Source organism: Halobaculum rarum, assembly GCF_040025155.1.
Classification (GTDB): domain Archaea; phylum Halobacteriota; class Halobacteria; order Halobacteriales; family Haloferacaceae; genus Halobaculum; species Halobaculum rarum.
Map to the genome: position 1 here is coordinate 1,059,514 of NZ_CP157275.1, position 12,477 is coordinate 1,071,990.

The 12,477-nt window shown below is 71.7% G+C and carries 10 protein-coding genes; 6 read left to right on the forward strand and 4 right to left on the reverse strand.

Features of this window, described 5'->3' with window-relative positions:
* Positions 1 to 46: 46 nt before the first annotated feature.
* Positions 47 to 1,615 (reverse strand): serine hydrolase, encoded by a 1,569-nt coding sequence (locus ABJD39_RS05635; RefSeq protein ID WP_348612931.1) that lies wholly within the window; start codon positions 1,613 to 1,615, stop codon positions 47 to 49.
* Positions 1,616 to 1,743: 128 nt separating this feature from the next.
* On the opposite strand from ABJD39_RS05635, the gene ABJD39_RS05640 reads away from it, so the two are divergent.
* Positions 1,744 to 2,487, forward strand: coding sequence for a creatininase family protein (locus ABJD39_RS05640; protein ID WP_348612932.1), 744 nt, complete (start codon positions 1,744 to 1,746; stop codon positions 2,485 to 2,487).
* A 13-nt stretch (positions 2,488 to 2,500) separates the two neighbouring features.
* Here ABJD39_RS05640 and ABJD39_RS05645 read toward each other — a convergent pair whose 3' ends face one another.
* The 3 genes from ABJD39_RS05645 to ABJD39_RS05655 form a co-directional block, all read right to left on the reverse strand.
* Positions 2,501 to 3,586, reverse strand: a complete 1,086-nt coding sequence (locus tag ABJD39_RS05645) for a bactofilin family protein (RefSeq protein WP_348612934.1) — start codon at positions 3,584 to 3,586, stop codon at positions 2,501 to 2,503.
* 111 nt (positions 3,587 to 3,697) lie between these two features.
* Positions 3,698 to 5,572 (reverse strand): S9 family peptidase, encoded by a 1,875-nt coding sequence (locus ABJD39_RS05650; RefSeq protein ID WP_348612936.1) that lies wholly within the window; start codon positions 5,570 to 5,572, stop codon positions 3,698 to 3,700.
* Positions 5,573 to 5,639: 67 nt separating this feature from the next.
* Positions 5,640 to 7,097 (reverse strand): M20/M25/M40 family metallo-hydrolase, encoded by a 1,458-nt coding sequence (locus ABJD39_RS05655; RefSeq protein ID WP_348612938.1) that lies wholly within the window; start codon positions 7,095 to 7,097, stop codon positions 5,640 to 5,642.
* Between the two features lie 143 nt (positions 7,098 to 7,240).
* Between ABJD39_RS05655 and ABJD39_RS05660 the strand changes: the two genes are divergently transcribed.
* The 5 genes from ABJD39_RS05660 (at position 7,241) to ABJD39_RS05680 (ending at position 12,449) form a co-directional block, all read left to right on the forward strand.
* Entirely contained in the window at positions 7,241 to 8,284 is a 1,044-nt protein-coding gene (locus ABJD39_RS05660) for a metal ABC transporter substrate-binding protein (protein WP_348612940.1), read from the forward strand.
* Positions 8,281 to 9,021 (forward strand): metal ABC transporter ATP-binding protein, encoded by a 741-nt coding sequence (locus ABJD39_RS05665; RefSeq protein WP_348612942.1) that lies wholly within the window; start codon positions 8,281 to 8,283, stop codon positions 9,019 to 9,021. The genes ABJD39_RS05660 and ABJD39_RS05665 overlap by 4 nt, the downstream gene beginning before the upstream one ends.
* Entirely contained in the window at positions 9,021 to 10,073 is a 1,053-nt protein-coding gene (locus ABJD39_RS05670; RefSeq protein WP_348612944.1) for a metal ABC transporter permease, read from the forward strand. The genes ABJD39_RS05665 and ABJD39_RS05670 overlap by 1 nt, the downstream gene beginning before the upstream one ends.
* 51 nt (positions 10,074 to 10,124) lie before the next feature.
* The gene (locus ABJD39_RS05675) at positions 10,125 to 10,826 is read left to right on the forward strand and encodes a hypothetical protein (protein WP_348612946.1); all 702 of its coding nucleotides are present in this window, start codon (positions 10,125 to 10,127) and stop codon (positions 10,824 to 10,826) included.
* Between the two features lie 108 nt (positions 10,827 to 10,934).
* Positions 10,935 to 12,449 carry an MATE family efflux transporter gene (locus tag ABJD39_RS05680; protein ID WP_348612948.1) on the forward strand — a complete coding sequence of 505 codons (1,515 nt, stop codon included), beginning with the start codon at positions 10,935 to 10,937 and terminating at the stop codon, positions 12,447 to 12,449.
* Positions 12,450 to 12,477: the final 28 nt, after the last annotated feature.

The window sequence follows — 12,477 nt, forward strand, 5'->3', positions numbered from 1 at the left end:
AGGGTCGACACCGCCCACGCGGTGGGAACGGGGGTACAACGGGCGGCTACTTCGGCACGTCAGGGGCGTCGGCGACCTTGTGGAGATGCCAGCGGTCGTACAGGAGATCGACGCCGAACTGACCCCTCGTCCCCTCGTTGCCTCCGTTGCCGTCGTCGACGCGGAACTCGACGGGCACCCGCTCGCCCGCCTCGTTAGGCGTGAAGAACGCGTAGGGGTCGTCGCCGTCGTCGGCTGTCAACGGCAGCGACTCGGTGCCGAGCGGGCCCGCCAACTCGAGCCGCAGGCCGCCGCCGTCGCGGGCGACGACCGCGCGTTTCACCCCCCGATACGAGGCGTACTCGCCGGTCAGGCGGTCGAAGCGCCGACGACGCGCGAAGAACGGCACCGCCTCCGACGGCACCTCCCCGAGCGCACACGCGAACACGCCCTCGCCGAGCCGGACCAGCGGGTACCCCGGCGTGGCGTTCGCGGCCACCGCGATCCCCAGCCCGGCCTCCGGACTGAAGCCGACGTACGCCGTGGAGACGGCGATAGAGCCGGAGTGACCGACCAGTTCCCGGCCGCACGATTCGCGGGTTCGCCACCCGAAGCCGTACGGCCCGCCGGGCGTGTCGACGCGCCCCTCGGTGAGCGTCGCGACCGATTCGGAGGAGACGACCTCGCGGCCGTCGAGGCTCCCGTCGTTCAACAGCAGGCGGGCGTACCGCGCGAGCTCCGAGACCGAGGCGAACAGCCCGCCCGCCGGCCGCGACAGTTCGCGGACTGGAACCGACGCCGCCACGAGGTCGTCCCGTCCCCCGGCGCCGTCCCGGTCGCGGGCGGGGTGCGGCCCGACTCCCCGGTCCTCGCGCAGGTACATGGTGGCGTGGTCGTCGTCCATCGCGAACGTCGCGTCGTCGAAGGTGGCGCGGTCCAGTCCCAACGGGTCGAGGACGTGCTCGGCGACGTAGCGATCGTACGGTCGACCGGTACACGCCTCGATCACGTCGCCGAGGAGGACGTACCCCTCGTTGCTGTAGGCGAACCGCTCGCCGGGGGCGCCGATCTGCTCGTTGCCCGCGGTCGCCGGCCCGCCGGCCGCGCCGCCGACTGTTCCGGGGCCGGAGCCACCGACGCCGTCAGCGCCGCCGGTGCGGTCGTCGACGCCATCGCCGCCGACGGCTCCCTCGACGTGCGCGCGGAAGTCCGCCGCCGTCGACAGCGGGAGCGTGTCCGTGTCGCGGCGGAGCCGGCGGCCGATGAGCGCCTCGCTCGTCGCCAGCGACGGGATCCCGGAGGCGTGCGACAGGAGGTGCCGCAGTCGGATCGGGTCGTCGGGGTCGCTTCCCAGATCCACGTCGAGGTGGTCCGACACCGGGTCGTCGAAGTCGAGCATCCCCGCCTCCGACAGTTGCGCGAGCGCCAGCGCCGTCACGGACTTGGTGACCGATCCGACGCCGTACAGCGTCTCGGGCGTCGCCGGCCGGTTCCCCGCCAGATCGCGGGCGCCGAAGCCCTCGGCGTAGCGGACGCCGTCGCGGTCGACGACGGCGACGCTGACGCCGGGGAGCCGGTCGCGCCGCATCGTCCGCCGGATCAGGTCGGCCGCCGCTGCGCGTGCCTCGTCGTTCATGCTCACGGATCGCGCCGGCGCGACTTCAAGCCGCAGGGCCTCGGGCACCGCCAGGGCCTCGCACGCCGTCACGGTCCTCGCGTGCCGGTTCCCGAAGGAGTAACATCCGGGCCGCCCGGCGGGACGGTATGCCCGAGACCGAACACGACCTCGCGACGATGACGTGGGAGGACGCCGGCGACGCCTTCCTGAGCGCCGACGCCGTCGTCGTCCCCACCGGGAGCACCGAACAGCACTCCGTCCACCTCCCGCTCTCCACCGACAGCCTCCGTGCCGAGCACCTCTCGGCGGAACTCGTCGAGGCGGCGCCCGACCACGACCTCGACCTGCTGCGCGCGCCGACGCTCCCGTACGGCTACAGCGAGCATCACATGCCGTTCCCCGGGACGATCACGCTCTCGCAGGACACGTACAAGCAGGCCCTGATCGACGTGGGCGCGTCGCTGGCGGAACACGGCGCCGAGCGCGTCCTCTTTCTCAACTGCCACGGCGGCAACAAGCAGGCGCTCGCGCTCGCCGCCGACCGCCTGAACCGCGACCACGACATCGGCGCCCACTTCGTCCACTGGACGGACTTCGGGCGCGACGAGTTGGAGGATCACTTCGGCGAGGGATGGGGCCACGCCGGCGACCACGAGACGAGTTTCGTCGAACTCGTCCGCGACGACCTCGTGAAGTCGGACCGGAAGGAGCCACAGGAGGCCGACGACCTCCCGGAGACGCGCTCGTGGACGTACTTCTCGGACGTAACCGAGTTGGGCGGGATGGGCGACCCGACGAACTCGGATCCCGAGTTCATGGAGCAGGTGGTCGCGAACACGACCGAGCGGATCCTGGAGGCGTTGGCGGAGGACATCGGGAACGGGTGGTAAGGACGGTCGGCGGTCAGGCCGTTGCGTCGCCGGTGCCGGCCCCCTCCGGCTCGGACGGCCCCTCCTCGCGGCGCCCGGTTCGACGGGCGTTGAGCGCGAGGACCACCGCGCCCGCGCCGACGACCGTGAGCGCGAGTCGGAACAGGCCGCCGCCCGGGACGAACTGCGAGAGGCCGACGAGGAGCACGCCGACCACGAGCGCGACCCACCGTGCGGCGGATCCCGCATCGCGGTCGAGCACCCGCAGCGCCGCCGTCCCGAGGACGTACGCGCCGAGCACCAATCCGATCCAGACGAACAGCCCGTAGCCGGCCGCTCCCAAGAGCGCGAGGGGGATGCCGACGATAGTGATCGCAAACAGGACCAGCAGGACGGGCACGAGCACGAGCGCCGCGATGCCGACGCCGCCGCTGTGAACGGCCCGTTCGATGCCCGCCGCCTCGACATCGCCCACGAACCGCGGCACGGCGAGCAGCAGGACCGCACCCAACGCGAGGTGCGCGAGCACGGCGTACAGGGCAGTGAGCCACGTGGGAACCGTGAACTGCAGGCCGGTGAACTCCGTGTTTCCGAGGTCGACCGCGCGCACCTCTCCGGCGACCTGGCCGTCGTTGACGAACGACTGGACGTCGTGCCGGAGGTCGCCCTCGATCGACGCCGACGAGCCCACGCGGAGCGTCTCCGCGGCGACCGTGGCGGTGCCGCCGACGACGCCGTCGAGCAGAACCTCCCCGGCGGCCACGTCGAGGTCACCGCCGACCTCGCCCGACTCGCGAAGCGTGAACGATCCGGTCGCGAGTTCGATCGCTCCCTCGACCGTACCCTCCACGGTCACCGCGCCGGCGCTCCCGGTGAGATCGCCGGTGACGACGCCCGACTCGGCGATCACGACCGTCCCGGCAACGGCGTTCACGTCGCCGTCGACGGTCCCGCGGACGATCACGGTGCCGCCGAACGCGTCGAGGTCGTCGCTGATCGTCTCGCCCTCGACGACGACGACGGTTCCACCGAACTGCGATTCCGCGGCCGCGACGGGCGCGCTCGCCGTCACGATGACCAGGAGCACAACCGCCAGCGACCGCACCGCCGCGCTGTTCATGATAGACCACTGTTTTAAATGTGAGCTCATAAACACGTATGGCGATTGCACAGCACGGCACACGCCGGGCGGGAGGAGAACGCCGACGGGATAGCGAGGGGCGACAGCCGATCAGACGTGTGCGTCGAGGAACTCGGCGATCGTCTCGAACTCCTCGATCAGGTTCTCGCGGCTCGTCGTGTGGTGTCCCTCGTCGTCGAAGATCAGCGTCTCGACGGGGACGCCCCGCTCGCGGACCGCCTCGGCCACCTGCTCGGCCTCGCCGACGGGCACTCGGGGGTCGTTGGCGCCGTGCTGGACGAACAGCGGGCACCGAACGTCGTCGATGTGCGACAGCGGCGAGATCGACTTCAGGAACTCGTAGTCGTCCGCGAGGCTACCGTACTCGGCCTCGCGGTGGCTGCGGCGCCACTCGCCGGTGTTCTCGAGGAAGGTCGTGAAGTCGGCGATGCCGACGAAATCGACAGCGGCCGCCCACAGGTCGGGGTACTCGGTGATCGCCGCCAGTACCATGAAGCCGCCGTAGGAGCGCCCGTACGCGACGATGCGGTCGTCGTCGACCGCGGGCCGTCCGTGGAGCCACTCGACGCCGGCGGCGACGTCCGCCACCGAGTCCATCCGCTTCTCCACGTCGTCGAGGTGTGAGTACGCCGTCCCGTACCCCGAGGAGCCGCGGACGTTCGGCTCCAGCACCGCGTAGCCGCGGTTCAGGAAGTACTGCTTCGTCGGGTAGAACCAGGGCCGGCGCTGGTGCTCGGGGCCGCCGTGGATGTCGACGATCGCGGGCACGGACTCGTCGGGGTCGGCGGCGTCCACGCCCGGCGGGAGGGTCCAGTAGGCCGGGATCTCGCGCCCGTCGAACGTCTCGTAGTGGACCGTCTCCGGCGCGTGGAACGCCGCGTCGGGGAGCCCGTTGCGGCCGACGGGGGTCCAGTCGGTGACCGAGTCGTCGCCGTCGCCGAACTCGCAGGCGCGAACCCCGTACGGCGTCGTCGGTGACGTAGACGTGTACGCGAGCCGCTCGGCGTGGGGGCCGAACGTGAGCCCCTGGACGATACCGTCGACCGCGGGCGTCTCGACCGGATCGAACTCCGGTTGATCCACGTCGCCGGCGAGCGTTCCCGCGTGCAACGACGAGTAGCCGCCCTCGTTAACCGCATACGCGAGGCGGCCGGTGTCGCGGTCGAACGCGAGCGCGTCCACGTCCCAGGCGTCCGTCCCGGGCTCCCCCGGCTCCTCGTCGTAGCCAGCGACGGGTGTCACGGCGCCTGAATCGAGCGAAAGGCGGCCGACGTAGGCGGTGTCGCTGTCGCGGTTCGTCACACAGAGCAGGCCCCCCTCGCCGTCGAAGTGGACGTGCGAGTACGTCGCCTCGTCGCCGTCGGAGAGCGTCCGCGTCTCCCCGGTGTCGAGGTCGAGGACGAACAGGTCCTCGTCGTAGCTGGAGTGGGGCTTCGAGAGGACGAGCCGGTCGCCCTCGGGACCGAACGCGGCGACGTTGAGCCAGCCGCCGGGGCCCTCGTACACCCGCTCGGGGTTGCCCGCCTGCTCTTCCGGGCCCCCGACCTCCTGCACAAACACGTCGAACCGGCCGTCGTCCTCACGGTTGGCCGTGTAGGCGACCCGGTCGCCGTCGGGCCCCCACGCACCCCACGCGTGCTTCGACTCGGGGTCGTCAGTGAGCGGGCGCTCGACGCCCGTGGCGAGGTCGTAGTGGATGAGTTGGTCGCGCTCGTCGCTCCCGCGGTCCATCGCGTACACGAACGACTCGTCGGCGGGCGAGGCCGCGAGCGCGGAGACGCGCTCCTCGTGCGGCGTGAGCCGCGACGGCCACGCGCCGGGGTCGTCGGCGGTCCACACCTGGGGCGTGCCGGACGTGTCCGCGAGAACGAGGAGGCGGCCCTCCGGGGTGAGCGTGGGCGAGTCGACGTGTTCGATCGCGAGGAAGCGGGCGACGCCGTAGCCGGCGGCGACTGTGTCGGGCATACGCTCACGGCGTGCGCCTCGCGGCTAAAGCGTTCGGCAGGCGGCGAGCGAGGCGGGCCGGCGCCGACTACAGATCCGCGTCCGCGACCCGCTCCAGGAACGCGGCGGTCGTCCGGATCCCGTTCTCGAAGCAGTTCAGGTCGAGATGCTCGTTCGGCGAGTGGTTCCCCTGGTCGGGGTTCGCGTACGGCACCACGAGCACCGGCACGTCCGCCAGCGCGTCGACGCGACGGAAGAAGGCCGCCGGGAGCGACCCGCCCAACACCGGCAGCTCCACCGGGTCCTCTCCCCACACGGCCGACAGCGCGTCGAGCACGGGCGGCGTGGCCGGCGACCCGACGGGCGTCTTCATCGGCGGGAAGCCGGTACCCTCGGTGACCTCCACGTCCGGGTGGACGCCGGCGACGTGCTCCTCGATACGCTCGAAGACGGTATCGGGATCCTGTCCGGGGACGAGCCGGGAGTCGAGCTTCGCGGTCGCGGTCCGCGGAACGATGGTCTTGCTGCCCGCTCCCTGATAGCCCGCATCGAGGCCGTTCACGGTGACCGTCGGCTCCAGCAGCAGGCGCTCGTAGTAGTCGCGCTCGGTCGCGAAGTGGGTGAGGTCCAACTCCTCGCGCACCTCGTCGGCGTCGTCCGGGAGCCGGTCGACCAGTTCGCGGTCGGCGTCGGTCACCTCGATGCCGTCGTGGAAGCCGTCGACCGCGACGCGGTCGCCGCCGCTGGGATAGCCGCGTTCGGGGTCCGTCCCCTCGCCATACTCGGTCAGCGACGCGACCACCTCCGCCAGTTCCGTTGCCGCGTTCGGAACCGGACCGCCGAAGTTGCCCGAGTGGAGGTCCGCGTTCGCGGTTTCGAGGTCCAACTGGAACGTGATGATGCCGCGGTTGCCGTAGATGAGCGTCGGCCGGCCCGAGCGGTGTTGCGGACCGTCCGCGACGTAGATGAGGTCCGCGTCGCGAATGGCAGCGGCGGGGGCGTCAGAGTCGATTCCGGGGTCCTCGATCCCGTCCGCTCCGTCCAAGTACGCCTTCAGCCCGAGACTCCCGCTCTCCTCGCCGCCCTCGACGAGCAGCTTGACCGTCACCTCCGGCATCGCGTCGGCGGCCGAGAGCGCGTCCAGCGCGAACGCGTGGACGACGAACTGGCCCTTGTTGTCGCCGGCGCCCCGGCAGTAGACGCTCCCGTCGCGCACCGTCGGCTCGAACGGCGGCGACTCCCACTGCTCGGGGTGCTCGGCCGGCTGCACGTCGTAGTGCCCGTAGAACACGACCGTCGGCGCGTCGGGGTCGTCGGCGACGCGCTCGCCGTAGACGAGGGGGTAGCGGTCCGTCTCGATCCGCCGGGCGTCGAGCCCGTGATCGGCGAGCAGGTCCCGGACGGCGTCGGCGCCGGCGTCCATCCCCTCGCCCGTGGCGCTCACCGTCGGGAGGCGCAGGAGGTCGAACAGCGACTCGCGGTAGTCGTCGAGGCGCTCCGCGATCGCCGGGTCGGCGGCGCTTGCGGGCGCATCTGTGCCGGACATACCCGCTACTGTGTGACCGGAGCCTTCGCCCTTTGCCCGCCGGCGCGGCGTGCCGGAATCCCGAATCGGGCGGCGTTTTACTAATTCAGGCACGCCCTCAATGCCAAAGTTAATATTATGGGCGTTCGATTTAACAATCAGAGATGGAACACACGCGACGAGCCGTCCTCGGATCCGTGGGTGCGGTCGGCGCGGGCGCAGTAGCCGGCTGTCTGGGTTCGCGCGCGGACGGCGGTGCGACCACCGGCGACGACGCGGGAGCGGGCGACGCGGCGGCACAGGCGACGTTCTTCGTCTTCGGCGACCTCGCGAGCGCGGTCGCCGGCGACGCGACGACAACGGATCTGTTGGTCCCGGTCGGACAGCACGGTCACGGCTGGGAGCCCGGACCGCGTATCCGCGAGTCGATCCGAGCGGCCGACCTCCTCGTCCACGGGATGGACGGGTTTCAGCCGTGGGTCGACGACATCGCCGGCGACCTCGCGGCCGACGACGCCGGCGTCCGGACCGTCGACGCTAGCGCCGACGTGGACCTGCTGGTGCCCGGCGAGGAGGGCGGGCACGCCGAGGACGACCACCACGGCGAACACGAGACCGAGACCGACGACCACCACGAGGAGAACGGGGGCGACGACGACCACGACCACGGGGCCGGAACGGATCCCCACTTCTGGATGGATCCGCTGCGCGTCCGCACCGCGGTCGGGACCGTCCGTGAGGCGCTCTCGTCGGTCGACCCCGACGGGGCCGACGCCCACGAGGCGAACGCCGCGACGTTCCGGGCGGAACTCGACGCGCTCCACGAGCGTCTCGACTCGACGATCGCCGAGGCCGACCGCGACGTGCTCCTCGTCGCGGGCCACAACTCCTTCCGATATCTGGGCGAGCGGTACGGCCTCCACGTCGAGACGCTGACAGGGCTGGCGCCGGACGACCGCCCGACGACGCGCGATATCGAGCGCGCGCAGGAAGTCATCGCCGAGCACGACCTCCGGCACGTCTGTGCGGACCCGATCGAGTCGCAGCGGGCGGCCGACCAGCTCGTCGCCGAGACGGACGCCGAGGCGGTGCTCCCGCTGACGGCGATGCCCGGCCTGACCGACGAGTGGGCCGAGAACGACCGGGGCTACCTCGACGTGATGCGGGAGGTGAACGTCCCGACGCTGGAGCGGGCGCTGCGGCGATGACGGCGGCCGTCGACGTGCGCGAGGCGACGTTCGCCTACGGCGACCGACCGGTGATCGAGGACGTGACGCTCGCGGTCGAGGCCGGCGAGTTCCTCGGCCTCGTGGGCCCGAACGGGTCGGGCAAGACGACCCTCCTCGAACTGCTGATCGGCCTGCGCCGTCCGGACAGCGGAACCGTCTCGCTGTTCGGCGAACCCCCCCACGAGTTCGCCGACGGCGAGCGCGTCGGCTACGTCCCGCAGGACGTCGGTGAGGCCGCCGGCGGGATGCCCGTCACCGTCGAGGAGGTCGTCCGAATGGGGCGGTACCCGCACAGGCTCTTCCGTCGGTTCCGCGGGGAGGACCGCCGGGCGGTCGCGGCCGCGCTGGAGCGCGTCGGGATCGCCGACATCGCCGACCGGCGGATCGGCCGCCTGTCGGGCGGCCAACGCCAGCGGGCGTTCATCGCGCGGGCGCTCGCCGCCGAGGCGGACCTCCTCGCGCTCGACGAGCCGACCGTCGGCGTCGACGCCGAGTCGCGGGAGGCGTTCTACGACCTCCTGCACGAACTGAACGACGAGGGGATGACGGTCGTGCTCATCGAGCACGACATCGGGGTCGTCACGACCCACGCCTCCGAGATCGCCTGTCTCAACCGGGAGCTGTTCTTTCACGGCGACCCCGAGACGTTCGTCGAGACGGACGCCCTCGCGGCGGCGTACGGGAACGCACAGCACGTCGTGGCCCACAACCACTGATGACGGCGACGACCATACCGCTCACGACCGTCGAAGGAAGTGTCGTCGACCGCGTGCTTGCGGTCCTGTTGGACGACCTGTGGGGCGGCCTCCTCGACGGTCTCGCGGGCGCGGCCGGCGTTGACCTGCTCTCGCTGCCGTTCATGCAGCGGGCGTACCTCGCGGCGGTGTGCGTCGCGATCGTCGGCCCGCTCGTCGGGAGCTTCCTCGTCCACCGCGAGATGGCGATGATCGGCGACACGCTGGCGCACGCCGCCTTCGCGGGCGTCGCCGCCGGCCTGTTCGTCAACGCGGTCTTCGCGGTCGCGGTGCCGCCGCTTGCGACCGCGCTGGTCGTCGCCGCCCTCGCCGCGCTGGTCGTGCAGACGCTCGTCGACTACGCCGGCGCCTACCGCGACACGTCGCTGGCGATCGTGCTCACCGGCTCGTTCGCGGTCGGGAGCGTGCTGATCACCGCCGCCGACGGCGGCATCGCCGTCGGGATCAACGCGTACCTGTTCGGGTCGCTGGCGACCGTCTCGCGCGCGAACGCCGGGATCCTGCTGGCGATGACGACCCTCGTCGGCCTCGCGGTCGGCGCCGCCTACCGCCCGCTGGTGTACGTCACCTTCGACGAGGTCGGCGCCCGCGCCGCCGGCATCGACGTGACGCGGTACAACCGCCTGCTGGCGGTGCTCACCGCGGTCGTCGTCGTCGGCGCGATGCAGATCATGGGCGTCATCCTCGTCGCCGCGATGCTCGTGATCCCCGTCGCCGCCGCGGCCCCGGTGACCGGCTTCAGGCGGTCGATCGCCGCGAGCGTCGCCGCCGGCCTGCTCGCCACGGTCGCGGGCGTCACGCTGTCGTACTGGTACGACGTCGCCGCCGGCGGGACGATCGTGCTCACCGCGATCGCCGTCTACGTCGCCGTTATCGCGGCGGCGCGCCTGCGCGGTCGCCTCGTGTCCAGTCGTCGCGAACGGGTCGCGCGGGCCAACGCGGACGCGACCGACGCCGACGCGGGGACCGGAGCCGGGACGGGTACGCCGGACGGCGGCGACGGCGCCGAGTGACCCGGTCGGGGGATCGCCCCTTTCATGTCGGTTCCGGAACTGGCCAGCGCTATGGACACCCGTTCGCGCGCCCGTCTCGCGCTCGCCCTCCTCCTCGTGACCGCGCCCCTGTGGGGGCCGCCGTTGGACCTCACCGGCACGGACTACGCCTACCGCACCGCCGAGATCGATGTCGACGGCGGCGAGGTCTCGATGTCGGAACGAGACTACTGGCGGGGACCGACCGATCGGATCGCCTGTTTCTCGACGCTCGCTGCCATCGATCGCGACCGCGGCTGCTATCTCGAGTCGCGCCTCCGCGACGGGAACGTCAGCGTCGACTATCCCGGAATGGGGAGTTACGGCGGTGACCCGCAGGTCTTCGGCCCGGACTACGTCGTCTTCGGGACCGCCGGCCCCGTCTACGAGCGGACCGTCTCCCACGACGCGGCGAACGGGTCGTTCGTGCTCGGAGTCGACCGGGTCGACCCCGAAGTGGCCCTCGGCGACGTGGCGAGCGATCCCGAGGGTGCGCCCCCTGTCGTCCGTGAGGCGCTCGACACGGGCGAGGCTCGCCGCAACGACCCGATCCGGGGACACGATCCCGGGCGGATCTATCGCGACGACGGCGGGTTCGTCGTCGTCTACGAGGAGGAGATCCACGACGGGTACTCGGAGCAGCCGGGCGTCGAGCGCGCGTTCGAGGCGATCGCGGTCCTGTTCGGCGCGCTCACCCTGTATCAGGTCGGGCGCGACAGCGTCCGGAAGTCGTAACGCCGGGTTCCGGCCGGAGGGGTCGACGGGCGCCGGCTCCCGGCCGCGACGACCGCCTCCACAATCCTTAGGCCGCGACGCCACGCCCGGACGGTAGAGACCCCTTTCATGCCGAACACCGACGCGCGCGTCGACATGACCGAGGGCGCGGTGGCCCCCCGGTTGTTCAGCCTCGCCTGGCCGCTCGTGCTCGGAAATCTCCTCCAGACCCTCTACAACCTCGCGGACCTGTTCTGGGTCGGCCGGGTCAGTCCCGAGGCCGTCGCGGCGGTGTCGCTCATGTTCCCGCTCTCGTGGATGTTCGTTTCCACCGCGATGGGGCTCACCGCCGCGACCATCGCGCTCGTCTCCCAGCACGTCGGCGCCGGCGAGGACCGCCGGGCCGACGAGGTCGTCGGCCAGACGACGCTGTTGGCGGTCGGTGTCTCGGTCGTACTGGCCGCCGTCGGGCTGCTCGCGCGCCGCCCGCTCCTGAACTGGATCGGCGCCGAGGGCGTCGTGTTCACCGAGGCGCTGGCGTACATCGAGGTGATCTTCCTCACCCTCCCGCTCACGTTCCTCTTTTTCGCCTTTCGCGCGTCGCTACAGGGCGCCGGCGACACCAGGACCGCGATGTGGCTCGTGGCCGCCTCCGCCGGCGTCAACATCGTCATCGACCCCGTGTTCATCCTCGGGTTCGGACCGATCCCCGCGATGGGGACGCGGGGAGCCGCGGTGGCGACGTTCATCTCCCGCGCGCTCGCCGCCGCGGCCGGGATCTACGTCCTCGTGAGGGGCGACTGGGGGATCCAACTCCACCTCGGCGACCTCCGGCCCAAGCCCGCGGTGCTGCGCAAACTCGTCGATATCGGGTATCCGGGCACGCTGGACGGCTGGGCCCGCTCCTTTGCTGCGGTGGCGATGGCCGCGCTCGTCGCCAGATTCGGCCCGGCCGCCACGGCCGCCTACGGTGTCGGCGTCCGCCTGATGTCCGTCTCCTGGACCGTCGCCGGCGCGGTCGGACAGGCGACGGCGACGGGCGTCGGACAGAACCTCGGCGCCGACACGCCCGACCGCGCGAGCCGGGTGGCGTGGACCGGCACCGGCGGCACGATGGTCGTCCTCGCGCTCGCGGGCGCCGTCGTCTGGTTCGTCCCCGCCCTCGCGATCCGTGTGTTCGTCAACGACGCCGCCGTCATCGAGGAGGGCGTCTCCTTCCTCCGGATCACCGCACCCGCGTGGGCCGCCTTCGGCGGGCTGATGGTGCTACAGGGAGCGTTCCGCGGCGCCGGCGACACCCGCACCGCGATGGGGCTGTCGCTTTTGTCGCGGTGGGGGCTGCGCATTCCCGCGGCCGTCGTGCTGGCGTACTCGTTCACCGTCGTCGTCCCGGGGATCGGCCCGGTGTCGGGGCTCGGCCTCGGCCCGGACGGGCTCTGGTGGGCGTGGACGTTCGGCGCGGTCGGGTCGCTGATCGTGGGGGCGCTGTGGTTCCTCCGCGGAACGTGGACCGAGGGCGTGGTCGAGCGCGACGAGGGTCCGGAACCCGGTCTCGACGCGTCAGGAGCATCCGACCGCGACGGCGAAACGAGATCCGACCGCGACGGCGACGACGGCGAGAGCGATCCCACGACCGACGACTGACTCGGTATCAACGTGGTCGCGGCCGGTG